Annotated in this window: 15 protein-coding genes; 7 read left to right on the top strand and 8 right to left on the bottom strand. The window is 51.1% G+C overall.

Annotated elements, in window-relative coordinates; all coding sequences use genetic code 11:
* The first annotated feature begins 1 nt into the window (after position 1).
* On the top strand, positions 2–3,466 hold the full coding sequence (mfd, locus tag BZG81_RS05725; RefSeq protein ID WP_077676942.1) for a transcription-repair coupling factor: 3,465 nt from the start codon (positions 2–4) through the stop codon (positions 3,464–3,466).
* A 64-nt stretch (positions 3,467–3,530) separates the two neighbouring features.
* The gene (locus tag BZG81_RS05730) at positions 3,531–4,403 is read left to right on the top strand and encodes a peptidoglycan binding protein CsiV (protein WP_077676943.1); all 873 of its coding nucleotides are present in this window, start codon (positions 3,531–3,533) and stop codon (positions 4,401–4,403) included.
* Between the two features lie 115 nt (positions 4,404–4,518).
* On the opposite strand, the gene BZG81_RS05735 is transcribed toward BZG81_RS05730, so the two are convergent.
* From BZG81_RS05735 to hinT, 7 genes are all read right to left on the bottom strand, one after another.
* Complete coding sequence (locus BZG81_RS05735) at positions 4,519–5,823, bottom strand: DEAD/DEAH box helicase (RefSeq protein ID WP_021022820.1); 1,305 nt, start codon at positions 5,821–5,823, stop codon at positions 4,519–4,521.
* Between the two features lie 257 nt (positions 5,824–6,080).
* Positions 6,081–7,370: an NAD(P)/FAD-dependent oxidoreductase gene (locus BZG81_RS05740; RefSeq protein WP_077460634.1), complete on the bottom strand. Its 1,290-nt coding sequence runs from the start codon at positions 7,368–7,370 to the stop codon at positions 6,081–6,083.
* A gap of 289 nt (positions 7,371–7,659) precedes the next feature.
* Complete coding sequence (ycfP, locus tag BZG81_RS05745; RefSeq protein WP_077577006.1) at positions 7,660–8,202, bottom strand: alpha/beta hydrolase YcfP; 543 nt, start codon at positions 8,200–8,202, stop codon at positions 7,660–7,662.
* 106 nt (positions 8,203–8,308) lie between these two features.
* Positions 8,309–9,163, bottom strand: coding sequence for a DUF6279 family lipoprotein (locus BZG81_RS05750; protein ID WP_077676944.1), 855 nt, complete (start codon positions 9,161–9,163; stop codon positions 8,309–8,311).
* 67 nt (positions 9,164–9,230) lie between these two features.
* The gene (locus tag BZG81_RS05755; RefSeq protein ID WP_077676945.1) at positions 9,231–10,088 is read right to left on the bottom strand and encodes a phosphotransferase; all 858 of its coding nucleotides are present in this window, start codon (positions 10,086–10,088) and stop codon (positions 9,231–9,233) included.
* A complete protein-coding gene (locus BZG81_RS05760) occupies positions 10,075–10,665 on the bottom strand; it encodes a hypothetical protein (RefSeq protein WP_158011539.1) in 591 nt (196 codons plus the stop codon). Before BZG81_RS05760 ends, BZG81_RS05755 begins: the two co-directional genes overlap by 14 nt.
* Before the next feature lie 22 nt (positions 10,666–10,687).
* Entirely contained in the window at positions 10,688–11,038 is a 351-nt protein-coding gene (hinT, locus tag BZG81_RS05765) for a purine nucleoside phosphoramidase (protein WP_077460639.1), read from the bottom strand.
* A gap of 201 nt (positions 11,039–11,239) precedes the next feature.
* Between hinT and BZG81_RS05770 the strand changes: the two genes are divergently transcribed.
* Both BZG81_RS05770 and BZG81_RS05775 read left to right on the top strand, forming a co-directional pair.
* A complete protein-coding gene (locus BZG81_RS05770; protein WP_021022827.1) occupies positions 11,240–12,595 on the top strand; it encodes a dihydroorotase in 1,356 nt (451 codons plus the stop codon).
* Positions 12,596–13,097: 502 nt separating this feature from the next.
* Complete coding sequence (locus tag BZG81_RS05775) at positions 13,098–14,729, top strand: ABC transporter ATP-binding protein (protein ID WP_077676946.1); 1,632 nt, start codon at positions 13,098–13,100, stop codon at positions 14,727–14,729.
* Between the two features lie 159 nt (positions 14,730–14,888).
* On the opposite strand, the gene BZG81_RS05780 is transcribed toward BZG81_RS05775, so the two are convergent.
* On the bottom strand, positions 14,889–16,406 hold the full coding sequence (locus BZG81_RS05780; RefSeq protein WP_077647025.1) for a fumarate hydratase: 1,518 nt from the start codon (positions 16,404–16,406) through the stop codon (positions 14,889–14,891).
* Between the two features lie 307 nt (positions 16,407–16,713).
* Between BZG81_RS05780 and pabB the strand changes: the two genes are divergently transcribed.
* The 3 genes from pabB to BZG81_RS05795 all read left to right on the top strand — a co-directional run bounded on the left by pabB (position 16,714) and on the right by BZG81_RS05795 (position 20,402).
* On the top strand, positions 16,714–18,099 hold the full coding sequence (pabB, locus tag BZG81_RS05785; RefSeq protein ID WP_077676972.1) for an aminodeoxychorismate synthase component 1: 1,386 nt from the start codon (positions 16,714–16,716) through the stop codon (positions 18,097–18,099).
* A gap of 9 nt (positions 18,100–18,108) precedes the next feature.
* Entirely contained in the window at positions 18,109–18,930 is an 822-nt protein-coding gene (locus BZG81_RS05790; RefSeq protein ID WP_077676947.1) for an NUDIX hydrolase, read from the top strand.
* Between the two features lie 203 nt (positions 18,931–19,133).
* A complete protein-coding gene (locus BZG81_RS05795) occupies positions 19,134–20,402 on the top strand; it encodes a serine/threonine transporter (protein ID WP_077660786.1) in 1,269 nt (422 codons plus the stop codon).
* The last annotated feature ends 23 nt before the right edge of the window (positions 20,403–20,425 follow it).

A 20,425-nucleotide genomic window follows, 5' to 3' on the forward strand; every position in this document is an offset into this window, starting at 1 on the left:
CATGACCCAACAACCGCTCTACGCTTTCACTCTGCCCACGGGCCCCGGCGACGTTAAACACCTTGGTAACCTAGCAGGGGCCGCGCTTCCGCTAGCGATTGCAACCTTAACCCAACAGCATGCGGGCCCGGTTTTTCTATTGGTCCCGGATAACCAAACCGCGGTGCGATTACAGCCGGCCATTCGCCAGTTCACCCAAGGTGAGTGCGATCTTTTTCCGGATTGGGAAACGCTGCCGTACGACAGTTTTTCGCCCCACCAAGACATTATCTCGGCACGCCTATCTTGCTTGTATCAACTGCCGCACCAGAAAACGGGAGTATTAATCGCACCGGCCAGTACGGCACTGCAACGCGTCACACCAAGACAGTTTTTGCACCAACATGCGTTAATGGTGAAAAAAGGCGATATTCTTTCGCTTGAAAAGCTGCGTGATCAACTCACCGATGCCGGCTACCGCCATGTTGATCAGGTGATGGAACATGGTGAATTTGCCAGCCGCGGCTCCATTCTTGATTTATTCCCAATGGGCAGCGACGAACCCTATCGCATTGACTTTTTTGATGATGAAGTCGATACCATTCGTCAATTTGATCCGGAAAACCAGCGCTCAACCGGCGAACTGACTCAGATCCAATTACTGCCGGCTCATGAGTTTCCTACCGATGATGCCGCCGTCGAATACTTTCGCGGCCGTTTTCGTGAACACTTTGAAGCGCGCCGAGAGCCTGAGTCGATTTATCAGCAAGTCAGCAAAAAAACCTGGCCAGCGGGGATCGAGTATTGGCTGCCGCTATTTTTCGAGCAAACCGAAACCTTGTTCGATTATTTGCCTGACAACACACTTATCTTATCGGTCGGCGATATCGATGCGGCGATCAGCCACTTTGAAGCAGATGTCGCTAACCGCTATGATCAACGCCGTGTTGATCCGCTGCGTCCACTGCTTCCTCCCGATGCACTATGGCTGAGCAAAGACACCCTGTTTGCGACACTCAAACAGTACCCTCGGCTTAAGCTTGAAAGTGACAGCGTCACAGAAAAAGCCGGACGCGAGAATCTGGACATCTCGCCACTGCCGCCACTGACCGTTAACCACCAAGCGAAAGAGCCGTTGGCCGCATTGCGTCAATTCAGCGAAGTGTATAGCGGTAAGGTGATTTTCTCGGTCGAATCGGAAGGTCGACGCGAAGCATTGTTGGATTTACTTAGCCAAGCGAAAATCCGTCCTATGGTCGCAGATGGCTTATCCGAAGCCCTATCACAACCCGGTCGTTTTGGTTTAATCATCGGTCCGGTGGATCAAGGCTTTATTGATAACCCGCGCCAATTTGCCCTGATCTGCGAAAGTGATATGTTCGGCGAGCGCGCCGTGCAACAACGCCGACGCGAAAAACGCAAACAAACCGTCAGTAATGATGCGGTGATCCGCAGCTTGGCAGAGCTCAAACCGGGACAAGCAGTGGTTCACCTTGAGCACGGTATTGGCCGCTATCAAGGTTTGCAGACCTTAGAGGCCGGCGGCTTAAAAACCGAATACATGACGCTCGAATACCAGCAAGGAGCCAAACTGTATGTGCCTGTCGGCGCATTGCATTTAATTAGCCGTTACTCTGGCGGAGCGGAAGACACCGCACCTATCCATAAATTAGGCGGCGAAGCGTGGGAAAAAGCCCGTCGCCGTGCGGCCGAAAAAGTCCGTGATGTCGCCGCAGAGCTTTTGGATGTCTATGCCAAACGCGAAACCAAGCCAGGCTTTACCTTTACTCATGACAAAGAGGCCTATCAAACATTTCGGGCCACCTTCCCGTTTGAAGAAACCGCAGATCAGTCTCAAGCGATTAATGCGGTGTTATCCGACATGTGCCGCCCGATCGCCATGGATCGCCTGGTCTGCGGCGATGTTGGCTTCGGCAAAACGGAAGTGGCAATGCGGGCGACGTTCCTCGCCGTAAACAACAGTAAGCAAGTTGCTGTATTAGTGCCAACCACCTTGCTCGCGCAACAGCACTTTGAAAACTTCCGCGATCGATTCGCTAACCTGCCAGTGCGGGTTGAAGTGCTCTCACGTTTTAAATCCGCCAAAGAGCAAAAAGCGATCATGGCCGATTGCGAAGCCGGCAAAGTCGACATACTGATCGGCACCCATAAGTTACTGCAATCCGATGTCAAAGTACGGGATTTAGGCTTACTGATTGTCGACGAAGAACACCGCTTTGGGGTACGTCAAAAAGAGAAAATCAAAGCCATGCGTGCCAATGTTGATATTCTCACGCTCACCGCCACACCGATTCCCCGGACACTCAATATGGCCATGAGTGGCATGCGTGATCTGTCGATTATTGCGACCCCGCCCTCACGACGCTTAGCGGTGAAGACTTTTGTCCGCGAGCGCGAAGACAACTTGATCAAAGAATCGCTCTTGCGCGAAATCATGCGCGGGGGGCAAGTGTACTTTTTGCACAACGATATCGAGACAATAGAAAAAACCGCGAATGAAATCAGTGACATGATCCCTGAAGCTCGCGTGACCGTGGCGCATGGGCAAATGCGCGAGCGTGAGCTAGAAAAAATCATGAGTGATTTCTATCACCAAAAGTACAATGTATTGGTGTGTACCACCATCATCGAAACCGGCATCGATATTCCCTCAGCCAACACCATTATTATTGATCGCGCCGATCACTTTGGCTTGGCGCAGCTTCATCAGTTGCGTGGCCGGGTTGGACGCTCACACCACCAAGCCTATGCGTATCTGCTCACGCCACATCCAAAACGCATGACCAAAGATGCGGTCAAACGACTCGACGCCATTGCCGCGCTGGAAGATTTAGGGGCCGGTTTTACTCTCGCGACGCAAGATTTGGAAATTCGTGGGGCGGGCGAGTTATTGGGCGATGAGCAGAGCGGCCAAATTCAATCGATTGGCTTTACCCTCTACATGGATATGTTAGAGCAAGCGGTTGAAGCCTTAAAAGAGGGCAAAGAGCCAAGCCTAGATGCACTGCTCAATGAACAGACCGACATTGAATTGCGGCTACCTGCCCTATTACCGGATGACTATATTCCGGACATTAATATGCGTCTATCGATGTATAAACGCATTGCCAGCGCCAAGTCCAACGACGACATGAACGAGCTGCAAGTCGAGCTGATTGACCGCTTTGGATTACTGCCTGATGCGGCGAAGAACCTCCTCCACATTCAGCAACTGAAAATACGTGCCGCGAGCCTAGGCGTGAAGAAGATCGAGGCCAGTGAACGGGGTGGCTTAGTGGAGTTTCATGAAAACGCGCAAATTGATCCCGGATTTTTAGTGGGACTGTTACAATCTCGCCCAGATAAGTTTAAGTTTGACGGGCCAACTAAGATCAAGTTTGTCGAAACGCTCACCGACCGACGCGAGCGGATGAACTTTATTGATGAGCTGTTGACTCAATTTGCGAGCCATCAGTTAGTCGCCTAGTGCGTCAACAAACCCAATGAAAGGCGGCTGACAACGTCGCCTTTCATTACCAATGGAGTAACCAGTGAGAAATCATCAACGTCCCGCGAAAGATTGGCGCTCAGCCGCAGGCCTAAAAGGACTTGTGGTGTTATTACTGTTGTCATTAAGCCAACCCGTCTGGGCTAAACGGCTTTATGATGTCGAATTAATTGTTTTTAAGCGCAACCAAGATCCTGCAAGCGTAGAAGAAAACTGGCCATCGCAAGACAGCGAGAGCAGTGTGAGCCGCGGCGTGCCAGTCACCAATCAACGCGCGTTACAAGACGCCGGGTTAACGCCATTGTCACCTAACCAATGGCAACTTAACGATGCCTACAACAAATTAAAAAACCATGCAGGCTTTACGCCCATGGTTCATGTGGCATGGCGCCAAGATGACAGTGGTCGAGCGGCACTGCCTTTACTGCGAGTGATGGCAGGAAAAGACTATCGCGCAAGTTTTAATCCCGACGGCACGCCGATCAAAGCAACACCTGAGCCGAAGACCGCTGACGACCCTACCGATGGCTTAAGCCGCAAAGACTRGGACGAACAAAGCGTCTCCGAGCCCGCGACACCGCAGGGATTGTATGAACTTGACGGCACACTACGTGTCTATGTCCAGCATTACTTATATGTCGAGGCCGATATGGTGTTACGCGAGCCGACTGAACGTCGCGCTTTAGTTGAAGACATCATTGATATGCCACTGCAACGCGCCGATGCTGCCGCGAATCAAAATAACGATGTGCAAGTGGCAGGGCTACAGAAAGTAGAAAAACAATACCATGTTGAACGCTACTTGCAGCCTTATGCATTTACCCACAAACGCCGTATGCGCAGTGGTGAAACACATTATCTCGATAATCCAATGATGGGATTGATTATTCAGGTCCGCAAAGTCAATAACGGTTAATCGACAGTCGCTCATTGAAAGCCGTTCATTGAAAGCCGCTCATCGAAAAAATCGCATTAAAAAGCCGGCACATCAAGCCGGCTTTTTTAGTTTCACGCTCACAGCCCCAGTCAGACTATGAGGATGACGGTTTCGCACCCGGCTTGCCCGTATGGCGACGATTTTTACTCATCGGTTTATGCCCTCGTGCTTTTTCGCCCGAACGTTGGCCATCTTGATACTGCTTTGGCTTCTTCGGTTTTTTCGGCTTCAGTGGTCGCGTATCTAACCGCGACTCCGGCAGTGGATTCGCCACTGGGAAACCCTCAAGGCTAAGGCGCGGTAACACTTGCTTGGTTAGACGTTCAATCGCAAAGAGATCTTTAGCTTCGTCGGCACAGACGAGCGAAATCGCATGACCCACAGCGCCGGCCCGTCCGGTCCGTCCAATACGGTGAACATAATCTTCAGCGACATGGGGCAAATCAAAGTTAACCACTTGTGGTAATTGCGCAATATCGATGCCACGCGCGGCAATATCGGTCGCGACAAGCACACGTACATCACCGGTTTTGAATTGCTCCAGTGCTTTGGTACGTGCGCCTTGGCTTTTATTACCGTGAATCGCGGCAGCACTGACGCCATACTCATCTAAATAACGCGACAGACGATTGGCACCGTGCTTGGTTTTACTAAAGACCAACACTTGTTGCCAGTTGTTATCGGCAATTAACGATAAGAGCATCGGCGCTTTTTGCTTTTTATCAACAGGATAAATGCACTGTTCGACACTGGTCGCCGCTTGGTTAGCAGGGCTGACCGAAATCTCTACCGGATTGTTGACCATGCCTTTGGCAAGTTGACGGATCTCATCCGAGAAGGTGGCTGAGAACAATAGATTCTGACGTTTCGCAGGCAAAGCGGCCAAAATCTTACGGATATCACGAATAAAGCCCATATCCAGCATGCGATCGGCTTCATCCAGCACCAACACTTCAAGTTGCGAAAAGTTGACGGCATTTTGGTTATACAGATCCAATAAACGACCCGGCGTTGCCACGAGGACGTCGGCCCCTTTACGCAATTTCATCATTTGCGGGTTTATCTTCACCCCACCATACACCACCAGCGAGGTCAGCGGCGTGTACTGACTGTATTGTTCAACGTTTTTATGAACTTGTGCGGCGAGTTCACGCGTTGGCGTTAAAATCAAAGTGCGAACGTGATTCGGGCGTGCACGTTTACCGGCTTGCAAACGTTCTAAAATCGGTAACGTAAACCCAGCGGTTTTACCGGTGCCGGTTTGCGCGGCAGCCATCACATCTTGGCCTTCAATTACTGCCGGAATCGCTTTAGCCTGAATCGGTGATGGGATGGTATAGCCTTGCTCTTGCACGGCTTTAAGGAGTGGTGCAGATAGTCCTAAAGAGGAGAAACTCATCAATTGATCTCAWTAAATAAAAAAATGTCGCCACGTGTAGACACCCTACCCGTCGCTTAAGGGCATGAATATCAATATCGTTGTATGAGGAAAACTCGGCGTTCAGGAGGGTTGCTCTAGAAGTGATATCAATAATCTTGATTGCGGCGCCATTGTGACGACTTTCGCGCCATTGAGCAACAATTATCGCAAAAGCGCCATCTTCAAAAAGAAAACCGGGGACAGGCCCCGGTTTAGATTAGGCGCGTTATCCCACTTTAGTGCAGCTTCAAGCTTGGACGTAACACACGGTTAATGCGGCCGACTAACATCATCAAGCCGGTTTTTACATAGCCGTGCAACGCAATTTGATGCATGCGATACAAAGAAATATAAACCACACGCGCGATGCGCCCTTCGATCATCATTGAGCCTTTGGTCAGGTTCCCCATTAAGCTGCCAACCGTCGAGAAGCGGCTTAAGGAAACCAGCGAACCATGATCTTTAAACACATAAGGTTTAAGTTCACGCCCGTTCATTTTCGCAACAATATTGCTAAAGCACAGGCTCGCCATTTGATGGGCAGACTGCGCGCGCGGTGGCACTTTACTGCCATCTTCCTGCGTGCACGCCGCACAATCACCAATCACAAAAATATCGTCGTCACGGGTGGTTTGTAAGGTGTTCTTCACCTCAAGCTGATTAATGCGGTTGGTTTCTAAACCCGCAATATCTTTCAAGAAATCAGGCGCTTTAATCCCCGCAGCCCAAACCATAATGTCGGCATGGATACGTTCACCCGATTTGGTTTCTAGGCCATCTTCATCAGCTTTTACCACAAAGGTGTTGGTTTTTACTGTTACGCCGAGTTTTAATAACTCTTGATGCGCGGCACTAGAAATACGTGGCGGTAACGCCGGTAGGATTCGCTCGCCTGCTTCAACCAAGGTCACATTCAACTTAGAGTTCTCGAGGTCACGGAAACCATAGTTGCGCAGCTCTTTAATCGCATTATGCAGCTCAGCCGACAATTCAACGCCTGTCGCCCCCGCACCGACAATGGCAATATCAACACTGCCGTCACCGTGTTTCGCGTGCAGGCGCATAAACTCATTGTTCATTTCACGGCGGAAACGGTGTGCCTGTTTCGGGTTATCCAGGAAAATACAATTGTCACGCACGCCAGGGGTATTAAAGTCATTAGAGGTCGAGCCAATCGCCATCACTAAGGTGTCATATTCGAGCTCACGCTCGGGCATTAATAGCTCGTTATTCTCGTCATACATGGGCGCGAGGGTGATCACCTTACGTTCGCGATCAATATCCCACAATGTGCCCATTTGGAAATCAAACCCATGATTTTTAGCATGCGCGCGATAGCTTAATGCATCGACGCCTTCATCCATCGATCCCGTGGCCACCTCGTGCAGCAAGGGTTTCCATAAATGGCTACTGTTTTTATCGACGAGGGTGATTTCAGCACGGCGTTTGCGGCCTAACGTGCGGCCTAGCTTGGTCGCGAGCTCAAGCCCGCCTGCACCACCGCCGACAACGATAATTTTGGTCACTTCTACATCCTTACCTTAATTAAAAAACACTCGCTAGCCGCACGTATGCCACTAGCTAAAATCGGTCTTAAGTACGCCACTTTCTATTTGTTAGTGACTAACGACATAATCTGTATCAGTGCGTGTGGTTTATTGCTGTGTAGTTGGTCAGCACGCCCGTCCATTTTGCCGTAAAATGGCGATCACTTCGACCCTTGTCTGTGCTTTATTTACGGATAAAATGTAGGAAAATAACACCAAGCGCGTATAACAATGGCCTAGCTATACGCTCGATACGGGAAAGTGACCATCAGGTAGACTTTTTAAAGTGCGCAATCGCTTGTAGATGCGTAGAAAGGTTTTTAAATTTATGGGTTTGCGCCTCATCCCAACGCACAGGATAGAAAGGTGAAAGCAGATGATAGCTACGTTGACTGTCTAGCACGTCGTCTTCACGTGATAGGATAACCAACGCCCGCTGCTGGTTACGCTGACGAAAATCAGTGACACATTTAGTTGCAATATCTTCGTACTCTTCAGGACGGTCGATTTTGCCCGGCATATTTTCCTGAGGGTGCAAGTTAGGGTTGATCAGAACCTGTTTTATCCCGCACAAAAATCCAATTCGCTCTGACCAATACCCGCCTAGCCCAACACCACATATTAATGGGTTAGGATCCTGGCTGGCTTCGATCTGCGTTTGCACCTGTTTAAGTAAGTGCTGCATATCATGCTTGGGGTGCAGGGTGCTGTAATTAATGGTGCGAACATCGTCGTCAACAAATTGAAGTTGAAGCACTTTTTCGTGGTTGCCTGGACTGGTGGCATCAAAGCCATGCAGATAGATGATCATAAGCGGTCCTTGCTGATTGCGCTAAGAATGTAATGGCCTTTATCAATAGCATAGCTGCTTACACGCAAAAATGAGCAAGATCACCCTAGCGAGGATCAGGGTATTTTTATCCAGCCATGCCTTGCAAACGCGACGCCCATTGCTCAAGTTCTTCTATCAAGTGCGTGCGTTGATCATCATCCAAGCTTTTATCGAACCTGAGTAACCAGTCAAGGCGCCGAGAGCGATAGATCGCCATGTCTGTCTGCGTATCACTACCACCGCGCCAGGCGACGAGGTCATCCACCCATTGACGCAGTTGACTGTCCAAGTCATCGCGTTGGCGTGTCTCAATCAGGTTAAATAGCCGCGCTTGCAACTGCTCACGTACCGTAATGAAGGTCGGCATCGCGCGTTGCTGGTAGTCCGCCATCTCAGCGTAGAATGGCGCTTGGCTGTCTGTGGTGTGTCCGACCCAACCCTCAGTGCGCTCTTCAAGCTCTTCTTGTTGCTCGGCTAGCCGTTCTTGCGGTGATTGCTGGTCACGGCGCGCTTGTGCCTCAGCAATTTCGTCTTTTAAAAATTGGGTCAATCGCTCAGCCTGACGATCATCCAGGCTTTGCAATAAACGCGTCGTCGCCGGGATCAGTGCATTGAGTGTGGCTTGTATCCGAGTTTTAAACCCAGCTTGATGATCGCGCAATTGGTCCCATGTTTGCCGTTCCGTACTTTGCGCGGCGATCAAGGTGAGCCGATCCGCTAACCGAGGCAACTCCTCCACGCGATGCCATTGCTGAACTGCATCGAGGTCCGCTTTTACTTGGCGCGATTGGGTGGCGGTCAGGTCGACAATATCGTCCAGGTAATAGTGAATCCAAAACGGCAACGTATTGTACGCAAGCTCCGTGGTACATCCCGCAAGCACCAACAGACAGCCCACAAGCCAGCCTGTTCGACACCGCCGTTTGCAATCCTTGACCATATTGTCTCCTTATCCTTATTCGCCTATGCGTCAGCTACGAGGGATTTATCCGAATGTAGCGGGCGGTCTACTCTGAAAGCTGTTGATACAGCACGTCCGCTGCTTGATTGTACGCAGGTAATCCATACAGATTCGCCCCCACCTCATACCAACATAGTGCTAAATAGTCGGTAAACGGCAACCAAGCGTTGACGCGTGCGAGGATAACATTCACCGATTTTAGTTGCTGAAGACCACAATAACGCGCCACCACAGTGTGTGGTAACCAGCCATTAGCACGACAAAAGAGCGCGATGTCAAGATAAGGATCACCGGCGCGGGCATACTCCCAATCAAGCACACACGGGTTACCATCCGGCTCGATCACCACATTGTAAGCGCCTAAGTCCATGTGACACACCGCCGATGGCTCATACGTTGGGAGCGGGCTGTGTGTGAGCACCTTATGTTTGAGCCGGTGTAAACGCGCTACCACACCATCAGGCAGTTGCTTTTCATAATGAGCGCATTGTGCCTCGACGGACGCGGTTTCCAGATCCGTCGGCAGTTGGTGAATACGGGATAAAAGTGGAATAAGGATCGATGCCTGATCGGTTTTTAGATTACAAAGCGGTTCGCCATCCACCCAAGGCACCAATAATCCTTCGCCGTTGTGGACAACCGGCTGACGCGCCAGCTCATGCTCAGCGGCCAAAGATTGCGCCTGAGCTTCACGCGCACGGTCAATGGCAAAAGCATTCGCCGCTCGACCATGGGGACGCCAAACACTGCGCCCCCCCTGTGAGTCGGTGAGTCGTAAACAGCGATTTGTCAGGCCCGCTGCCAACGGCTCGACACCGGTAACCTCGGTAGGGACACCATAATAGCGCGTCAGTGCGGTAGATAAAGTCTGCGCCAGAGCAGGAGACCATTCAACGGCTGACAAAGCGTTCTACATCCTGCCAAGCGATCACTCCTGACTGTAAGTCCATTAACTGCAAACTTAGCTGATAAGGGGCCTGACCGGTGATTTTACCGCTCAGTTGATACTGCGCACCCAGCATGCGGCCATATTGCATAATGGTCGCGGGATCCACCAGCACCTGATTCGCTGCCAACCCTAACGAGGCGCGGACCGCCTGTACTCTCGCTTCAGGAACAGGCGTTATCCGACCGGATTCGATTAAGCCCGCTTGCAACTGCGTTGAATACCTTGGGGTAGGAAAATAATCGCCACTGCTATTTTGGATCGGTTGGACCAAGGTCACCGGCGATACCTTTAAAGGCTCACTCGCCAATAAGGCTTCCACCGCAGCACGCATGGCGCGATCAATGCCGTTATGCACCTGCGAATCTGATAAACGTGCGGCGCGGTTGGTGTCTGGCGACGGGTTAACCGGCTGGTAGCGAGGCGCACACCCTGCGAGTAACAGCACGAGCGCGCCCACCATTAGTTGAGGCAAGCGCAACTTGCCCCATTTTTTCGTCCATCGGCGTGACCACTCAAGGTTCGCGGTTTTCATGGTTTCATTCATATTTAATGTGTTAACCCACCACCATGGGCCCAAGCGCTCGCCCACCCACTAAATGCATGTGGATATGATAGACCTCTTGGCCACCATGTTGATTACAGTTCATGATCAAACGATAGCCGTTTTCGGCAACCCCTTCGTCCGCTGCAATTTTCTTGGCCACGGTAATCATACGCCCGAGCGCGAGCTCATCATCTGGCTCCACATCATTGGTCGTTGGGATCAATTTGTTGGGCACAATAAGCACATGAACCGGCGCGCGCGGATTAATATCACGGAAGGCAGTAACAAGTTCATCCTGATAGACAACATCCGCGGGGATTTCTTTGCGAATGATTTTGCTGAAAATAGTTTCTTCCGCCATGGTCGATTCCCTTTTATGATTGTGTGTCGGCCAAGTATGCGGCAGCCCCCAATGAAGGGCAATATGCTAACGGTACGAATGTGCAACAATTCGGTCAATGCGCGGTGAAATATCCGTCAATCCCCGGTAAAAACAGGGGCTGAATCAAGTAATCGATTGCGTTACCATAGCACCGATGCATTGACATGTAAGGATCACACCATGACCACCCTGCTTTTCAAAAACGCTTCTGTCGTCAACGAAGGACACGTTGTTGAGACCGATGTACTGATCGAAAATGGCCGCATTAGCCAGATTGCTCGCGACATCAGTGCCCCTGCGGCCGCCGATTGTCGCGTGATTGATGCAACCGGCAAACACCTATTACCTGGAATGATTGATGACCAAGTTCACTTTCGTGAGCCTGGCTTCCCGAAAAAAGGCACCATTGCCACTGAATCGAAAGCCGCGGTTGCCGGCGGCATCACCACCTACATGGAAATGCCCAACGTTAACCCGCCGACCACAACGCGAGAGGCACTGGAAGAAAAGTATCAACGCGCATCACAATCCAGTCATGCCAATTACGCCTTTTATCTTGGCGCTACTAACGACAATATCGATGAGATCCGTCGTCTTGATCCCAACGCTGCGTGTGGCGTGAAGGTATTTATGGGCGCGTCAACCGGGAACATGTTGGTCAACGATCCTGAAACACTGAACGCAATTTTTGCCGACTGCCCAACGCTGATCGCAACCCATTGCGAAGACACGCCAATGATCAATGAACTGGAAGGCATATATCGGGAAAAATATGGCGACGACGTCCCCATTGATGCGCACGCCCATATTCGTTCCAAAGAAGCGTGCTTAAAATCGTCGCAACTGGCGGTTAACTTGGCCAAAAAACACGGGACACGCTTGCATGTATTGCATCTGACGACCGAAGACGAGCTGTACCAGTTTGAGCCTGCTAAAACCCTAGAAGCCTTGCAGCAAAAGCAAATCACTGCCGAAGCCTGCGTTCATCACCTGTTTTTTAATCGCGACGACTACGACAGCAAAGGGACACTGATCAAATGTAATCCTGCGATCAAAGAGGCGCACCACCAGCAGGCGCTCATTCAAGCGGTGAAAGACGGGGTTATTGATGTAATTGCTACCGATCATGCGCCGCACACCTTTGAAGAGAAGCAAAATACCTACTTTAACGCCCCAGCCGGCCTACCCTTAGTGCAACATGCCTTGCAAGTGGCGTTAGAATTTTATCATCGCGGGATTTTTGATTTGCCGTTGGTGGTACAAAAAGTGGCTCATGCGCCGGCTGTTCGCTATCAGGTGAAAGAGCGCGGTTTCGTTCGTGAAGGCTACTGGGCCGACTTAGTACTGGTGGATCTGAACCAAACTCAGACAGTCAGCCAAGAAAATCTCTTTTATCAGTGCCAGTGGTCACCGTTTGACGGCCACACCTTTGGGTCAAGCATTGAGATGACTCTCGTTAATGGCGAAGTCGCGTTTGAGCACGGTCAGCACAGTGAGAAGCGCTACTCCACGCGTCTAGCGTTCGACCGCAGCTAAACGACGTAACCCTTAATCGATACGCGCGCGACACCAAAACGAATCCGTCGCGCGCTTTTCTTTTTGCCTGCGCGGTCAAACTCTCACATCACAAACCTTGCTTATAATAACGATTTGCTTTTATATCCGAATCGTTTATTGTGTTGTTGATATATGGATATTCACGCTGCTTGGTTTCAACACCGGATGATGTTGAAAAGCTGTGTTCGCAAGGAGAGGTAACCTTAAGCGTCTTTCGGTTATCGCGACACTCGTATCCTACCTCTTCCACTGGCGTAAGCCGTTCAAAGGCACCAGCTGGCTGATATCCGCATCAGGGCGTACATTGCAAAGCCATCGCAAGCAATGATGACCCCACATGAATGACTCACGTTTGCTCGGTAATCCAGCAGGCGTAACCCAAATCATCGAGCCATCGCCGCAGTCCATATCATGCACGTTATTGTCGTGCAGAAGGCACCGGCAAGCTCGGGACGTCGAATAATCAACCAGTGAGGTGATGATGTCTTCATCTGCTTCTAAGCCACTGCTCAGTGTCAAAAACTTGAGCGTGTCATTTACTACCAACGACGGTATGGTCGATGCCGTTAAAAACGTAAGCTTTGACATCATGCCCGGTGAAACCGTGGCTGTCGTTGGCGAATCAGGATCGGGTAAATCGGTCTCTAGCAGTGCCGTGATGGGCCTGCTGCCCAATAACGCAGTGGTAAAACCTGAATCGCAAGTAAGCTTTAACGATACCAATGTTCTGACCTTGTCGACCAAGCAAATTCAGAAAATGCGCGGTGATCGTGTCGCGATGATTTTCCAAGAGCCAATGACCTCACTGAACCCGTATATGCGCGTTGGCGAGCAGTTAACCGAAGCCATTCAGTGTCACCACCGCACCACGTCAGACAAGGCCAAGCAGCGGATTATCGATCTCCTTAATTTAGTCCACCTTCCTAACCCCACTAGTGCATTGCAAAAATACCCGCATGAGTTTTCAGGCGGCCAATTGCAACGCATCATGATTGCTATGGCCCTAGTGAATGAGCCTGACTTGCTGATCGCCGATGAGCCAACAACGGCCCTGGATGTAACGGTACAAGCCGAAGTATTGAACTTGATTGGCGAACTACAGCAAAAGATGGGCATGGCGATCATGTTTATCTCCCATGACTTGGCCGTGGTGAAACACTTAGCCGACCGCGTTGTGGTGATGTGTAAAGGTGAAGTGGTTGAAACCAACGACACCAAAGCCTTGTTCGATAATCCGCAAGAAGATTACACCAAAATGCTGATTGACGCGGTACCGCGTGGTCGCAAAGCGGCTGTCRACGAGGATTCAGAAAACTTGCTAACCGTGGATAATGTCACCATCAAGTATTTCCTTGGTGCTGACTTCTTTGGCGGCAACAAACGCTATTTTGAAGCGGTGAGCGACATTAGCTTATCGCTACGCCGTGGGGAGACCTTAGGTATCGTGGGCGAGTCTGGATCGGGTAAATCGACCCTGGGCCGCGCAATTATGCGCTTGTTGCCCGTTGCCGAAGGCCGAGTCTGTTTTCGAGGTCACGATATCCACGAAATAAAAAACAGTGAGAATAAAGCGCTATGCCGCGATATGCAGATGGTGTTCCAAGACCCATTTGGCTCACTGTCGCCCCGCATGACGGTCGGTGAAATTGTGGCTGAGGGCTTGCGCACTCACTTTCCAGAGCTCGACAAAAAAGAGCGTCTCGATCGGGTAAAAGATGCCCTTTATGAAGTACGTCTCGATAGTTCCGCGATTAACCGTTATCCGCACGAGTTCTCTGGCGGTCAGCGTCAGCGAATTGCGATTGCACGCGCCTTGATCTTGAATCCTGCGTTTATCTTACTCGACGAACCAACCTCTGCATTGGACCGTTCAGTGCAGTTGACCGTGATTGATTTGTTGAAAGACATTCAACAGCGTCACAATATTGGCTATCTGTTTATCAGCCATGACTTGAGTGTGGTTCGTGCGCTATCAGACCGCGTCATGGTCATGCAAAACGGCAAAGTCATGGAGGCGGGCACACCAGAAGAAATCTTCCATCACCCGCAACACGAATACACGCGTAACCTGATTGCCGCGTCGTTCGATCTGGAAGAAGAGGAAGTGGCTTAGCCCACGCAGTGATGTCCAAACGGGCAACATCGATCGGTAGACAAAAAATGCGCCAAATTGGCGCATTTTTTATGACATCTATCCGCTTAGGCTCTGCCCGACTCAACGCCTTCTCATTAACGCAAACTGGCGTTAAGCCGAACAGGTCCAATTGACGGATTAATCATCCATTTCAGCTATCTTCACCTTCCAGGTATCCGGGCCAATCTGGTGCGCGTTTTGCCCTTGCGCATCAACCGCTACGGTCACGGGCATGTCTTCCACCTCAAATTCGTAAATGGCCTCCATACCGAGATCTTCAAACGCGACCACGCGCGCTTTTTTGATCGCTTTTGATACCAAGTACGCGGCACCGCCGACCGCCATGAGGTACACCGCTTGGTGGTTTTTAATCGATTCCACCGCCGCAGGACCGCGCTCAGCCTTACCGATCATGCCGGTGAGTCCGGTTTCTGCCAGCATCATATCGGTAAATTTGTCCATGCGCGTTGAGGTGGTTGGGCCTGCTGGACCGACTACCTCATCCCCCACCGCATCGACAGGGCCAACGTAATAAATAAAGCGGCCGTTAAAGTCGACCCCCTCGGGAAGGCCTTCGCCATTGCGCAGCATTTCTTGTAAGCGTTTATGTGCGGCGTCGCGTCCGGTCAAGATCTTACCTGATAACAACACAGTTTCGCCGGTTTTCCAGCTCTGCACGTCTTCTTTGGTCACGGTATCTAAGTTAACACGGCGGACGTTATCCCCCACTTCCCAGGTGACCTGTGGCCAGTCGTCCAGTTTTGGTGGTGCCAATTCGGCTGGGCCTGAGCCATCAAGCGTAAAGTGAACATGGCGTGTGGCGGCACAGTTCGGGATCAAGCATACCGGCTTAGAAGCGGCATGGGTGGGCGCGGTTTTTACTTTCACATCCACTACCGTGGTCAGGCCGCCCAAGCCTTGAGCACCGATACCCAGCTTGTTCACCCGATCAAAAATATCTAACCGCAGTGCTTCATCCGCATTGCTTGGACCACGGTCGATAAGCGCTTGAATATCAATGTGCTCCATGAGCGATTCTTTGGCCAATACGGCGGCTTTCTCGGCCGTGCCACCAATTCCAATACCTAACATACCCGGTGGGCACCAACCCGCGCCCATGGTCGGCAATGTTTTCTCAACCCACTCAGCCACATCGTCAGATGGATTCAACATCACCATCTTAGTTTTGTTTTCCGAACCACCGCCTTTGGCTGCAATTTGAATGTCCACCGCGTCGCCCGGCACCATATCGATGTGCACCACCGCAGGGCTATTATCGCGGGTGTTTTGGCGTTTACCGGCCGGATCGGCAACCACGGAGGCACGTAGCGGATTGTCAGGGTTGGTGTAGGCACGTCGTACCCCTTCATCGACCATTTCTTGCACCGTCATATCATGACGATCCCACTGCACCGCCATGCCCACTTTGACAAAGCAGGTGACAATACCTGTATCTTGGCAAATAGGACGCTTACCTTCCGCCGACATGCGGGAGTTAATCAGAATTTGCGCAATGGCGTCTTTTGCCGCCTGGCTTTGTTCCTTGTTGTACGCTTTTTCAAGGGCTTGTACAAAATCAAGGGGATGGTAGTAAGAGATATATTGCAGGGCATCTGCAACACTTTCGATCACGTCTTGCTGTTTAATTGTGGTCATCATTGCCTCTGGTGTCATTTGCAGGACCCAAAGCGGGTATCCAGTGTGGGGGAGCTTTCCCCTCGTTATTATCGGTTGGCGATCAATTTTCGAGTAGCGCTCGATTGTCGGTTGACGCTAGATGTAAATCGCATATGGCCAAGTTGCCTCATCGAATTATAGAAGTTGATAATGGCAACAGCGTTGCTTGGTTATTTGTGTTGGCCCATGCCGGAAAAGGCCTAGCTATGATACGCTTAGCGCTATTCGCGCGCCACACAGCGCTTCAACCGTGATCACAAAAAGAACAATGCAGCGACAAAATGCCATGACACTGACAACGACGCCCATCGATTATACGCCGGATCTTGCGGTGACCCTCTTTGATCGGATTGCCCACCAGCCCTGGGCGATGCTGCTCCACTCGGCCACGCGAACCCACCCAGACAGTCGTTTCGATATCTTGGTCGCCGATCCGGTTGCCACCATTACTGCGCGTTATAACCAAGTGACAACCTGTTACGCAGATGGCACAACCACCACCCATACGCAAGACCCTTTTCACTGGGTGGCCGATCTTCAGGCCAAGCTTTTACCCACCGCGGATCCGATAGCGCCTTGGCCATTTATTGGTGGCGCCTTGGGGTACTTTGGCTATGATCTCGGTCGATGGGTAGAAGTGCTACCGGCATTGGCGAAAGACGAGCTCGAGGTGCCGGATATGGCGGTCGGGCTCTATGACTGGGCGGTGGTGATCGATCATCATCAGCGCCAAGCGGTGGTGATTGCACCCAATAGCCAACAACGATGGCAGTGGCTAACCGAGCAACACGCGCCAACCTCGCCGGTACCCTTGGCACTCACTGGGCCTTGGCAGGCCAACATGACCGCGCAACAATACGGCGAAAAGTTCGACATCGTCCAAGCGTATTTACACGCGGGCGATTGCTATCAAATCAATCTTGCTCAACGCTTTTCCGCGCCCTATCAGGGCGACGAGTGGCACGCGTATCGCAAATTGGCCGCGAACAACGGCGCGCCGTTTTCGGGCTTTATTCGCCTGCAAGACAGCGCCCTGTTGTCGGTCTCGCCTGAGCGCTTTTTATCGGTGCACGACAAACAGATAGAAACCAAACCGATTAAAGGCACACGCCCGCGCGATCCCGATCCACAAAAAGACGCACAACGCGCCCAAGCGTTGAAGTCGGCTGAAAAAGATCGCGCCGAAAATTTGATGATTGTAGACTTATTACGTAATGATATTGGTCGCATTGCCTCGCCAGGTTCCGTATCTGTGCCTAAACTCTTTGATATAGAAAGTTTTCCTGCTGTCCACCACATGGTCAGTACAGTGACTGGACGCTTACCCGATGACAAGACAGCACTCGATTTGCTGCGCGCCGCGTTTCCTGGCGGGTCAATTACCGGGGCACCAAAGGTGCGGGCAATGGAAATCATTGAAGAACTCGAGCCCCATCGTCGTCATGTTTATTGTGGCAGCTTTGCCTATATCAGTCGCTGTGGACGAATGGATACCAGCATTACCATTCGTACGTTGGTTGGTCATCAAGGACAACTTCATGTTTGGGCAGGTGGCGGGTTGGTCGCTGACAGCCAAGCCGACGCCGAATATCAGGAGACGCTCGATAAAGTGAGCCGAATTTTACCCGTACTGGCAGAAGATGAGGCATTGAGCACACCTATTCAGGATTAAGGAGAGTGGATGCAGTTACTCACCGCTGAGAAGGCGTATTTCTCACCCCTAAATGTCTCACCCCTAGGCAGTGCAACACAGACAACACCTGGGTTTGGGCCTTACCCTGGGTTTTGGCCGCGCTACGAAGGAGAGTGTTTCCTCGCTGATCACGGTGCGGCCACGCGACTATCACCGACCGACGTGGTCCGTGCATTTTCACTCACCCCTTTAGCGCGCCACGACAGCCGTATTCTCAATCGCGTGCGGCTATCTCCGCGCATTCTCGGTGGGGCGGATTTTCAACCCGCCGCAGTATTGATCGGGCTGGTGCCTAGGCCGTCAGGCATTCATTTGGTGTTAACCCAACGCGCCAGTCACCTTAAACATCACCCGGGACAAGTGAGCTTCCCGGGCGGAAAACGCGAGTCTATCGATCACGATAATATTGCCACCGCCACCCGTGAAATGTGGGAAGAAACCGGTATTCGCGTCACGCGCGACGCTGTCATTGGCCACTTGTGTCCCTTGCCCACGGTGACGGGCTATTATATTCATCCGGTGCTTGCCTGGGTGGATCCCGATTATCAGCCTTGTCTGGATCCCAATGAAGTGGCCGCCTGCTTTGAAGTGCCCTTAGATACCTTGTGTTATCCCGGCCACATCCGAGAACAATCGTTTTTAATCGACGGACAATGGCACCCTGTGAGTGCGTTTTATCATCACGATCATCTTGTTTGGGGAGCCACTGCCCAGCTGTTACGCGCGTTGATCAGTCAACTCACGCTGTTTCACTTTCCGGTCAATCGCACCATAAACCCTACCAATACTATGGAATCTGGCGCAATTTGATGCATATTTATCCAACACAAAACCGTACACACCTGCCTACTTAATCGCACTAAAGCGCTTTTATTATTGATAGTTGTCACATTTTGGTGCAATAGTCCGGGCGCGCCTTTTCATATCGCGATCTAGCGCTTGGTTTTCTGCGTGGAAATCGCCAGAATTCGCCTTCCCTGATTCCTGTTCCCTACAATGTGAGTAGTATTGTTATGCAAACAACCTCGACGACTGGTACCCGCGCAACCACGCGCCCGCGCTGGACCAAACAAGACACAACCTGGGCGCTTTCCCTTTTTGGCACCGCTGTTGGAGCCGGCATCCTCTTTCTTCCCATCAATGCGGGGATGAGCGGTTTTTGGCCATTGGTTGTGATGACCTTATTAGTTGGCCCGATGACCTTTTTTGCTCACCGTGGTTTGTCTCGTTTTGTGCTCTCGTCCAAAAACGCAGGCAGCGATATCACCGAGGTAGTTGAAGAGCACTTTGGCGTCGGCGCGGGTAAAATCATCACCCTGTTGTACTTTTTCGCGATTTACCCGATTGTTCTTATCTACGGTGTCGGCATCACCAACACCGTTGATTCCTTCTTGGTTAACCAGCTTGGTATGGCATCACCACCGCGGGCAATTTTGTCACTGGCCCTGATTTTGGGAATGATGGCTATCATGCTTCTGGGCGAGAAAATGATGTTGCGTGTCACCCAGTTCTTGGTTTATCCGCTGGTTGCCATCTTAGTTTTTATGTCGCTCTATCTTATCCCAGAGTGGAACACCGCCGCCCTGTCGCAAGTGCCCTCAGCCGGCGATTTTGCTATCACTCTTTGGATCTCGATTCCGGTGCTGGTATTTGCGTTTAACCACAGCCCAGCGATTTCATCTTTCTCATTGGCACAACGTCGCGATCATGGTGACGATGCAGAACAAAAGTCTGGCCAAATTCTAATGCGCGCAGCAGCGATGCTGGTTGGCTTTGTGATGTTGTTTGTGTTCTCTTGCGTCCTGTCGCTGACACCAGCGGACCTGGAAGCGGCCAAAGCAGAGAACATTGCGATTTTGTCTTACCTTGCCAACAAGCATGAGAGCCCATTTATTTCCTTCTTGGGCCCATTGGTTGCCTTTGTCGCGATCGTGTCTTCATTCTTCGGCCATTATTTGGGCGCACGTGAAGGCCTAAATGGCTTAGTCGTGAAAACCCTGCGTGGTGCAGGTAAACCGATCAACCGCAAGAAAATTGACGTGTTTACTGTGATATTCATGATCCTCACCATTTGGTTGGTAGCGACCCTAAACCCAAGTATTTTGGGGATGATTGAATCACTTGGCGGCCCTATCATTGCCACCATCCTGTTTATTATGCCAATGTATGCCGTGAAAAACGTGCCAGCAATGCAGAAGTATTCAGGTACAATCAGTAACGCCTTTGTTCTTATCATGGGCTTGGTCGCGATTTCAGCGATTATGTACGGCATGCTTTTTTAATTAACCATGACCGTTAATCAGCG

Origin of the sequence: Salinivibrio sp. MA607, from assembly GCF_001996245.1 — a bacterium.
GTDB lineage: Bacteria > Pseudomonadota > Gammaproteobacteria > Enterobacterales > Vibrionaceae > Salinivibrio > Salinivibrio costicola.

Bases quoted from the DNA above. Each gene is read 5' to 3' on its own strand.
- mfd (WP_077676942.1), top strand. From the start codon at position 2: ATGACCCAACAACCGCTCTACGCTTTCACTCTGCCCACGGGCCCCGGC.
- BZG81_RS05735 (WP_021022820.1), bottom strand. From the start codon at position 5,823: ATGAGTTTCTCCTCTTTAGGACTATCTGCACCACTCCTTAAAGCCGTG.
- ycfP (WP_077577006.1), bottom strand. From the start codon at position 8,202: ATGATCATCTATCTGCATGGCTTTGATGCCACCAGTCCAGGCAACCAC.
- BZG81_RS05750 (WP_077676944.1), bottom strand. From the start codon at position 9,163: ATGGTCAAGGATTGCAAACGGCGGTGTCGAACAGGCTGGCTTGTGGGC.
- BZG81_RS05760 (WP_158011539.1), bottom strand. From the start codon at position 10,665: ATGAAAACCGCGAACCTTGAGTGGTCACGCCGATGGACGAAAAAATGG.
- hinT (WP_077460639.1), bottom strand. From the start codon at position 11,038: ATGGCGGAAGAAACTATTTTCAGCAAAATCATTCGCAAAGAAATCCCC.
- BZG81_RS05770 (WP_021022827.1), top strand. From the start codon at position 11,240: ATGACCACCCTGCTTTTCAAAAACGCTTCTGTCGTCAACGAAGGACAC.
- BZG81_RS05780 (WP_077647025.1), bottom strand. From the start codon at position 16,406: ATGACCACAATTAAACAGCAAGACGTGATCGAAAGTGTTGCAGATGCC.
- pabB (WP_077676972.1), top strand. From the start codon at position 16,714: ATGACACTGACAACGACGCCCATCGATTATACGCCGGATCTTGCGGTG.
- BZG81_RS05790 (WP_077676947.1), top strand. From the start codon at position 18,109: ATGCAGTTACTCACCGCTGAGAAGGCGTATTTCTCACCCCTAAATGTC.
- BZG81_RS05795 (WP_077660786.1), top strand. From the start codon at position 19,134: ATGCAAACAACCTCGACGACTGGTACCCGCGCAACCACGCGCCCGCGC.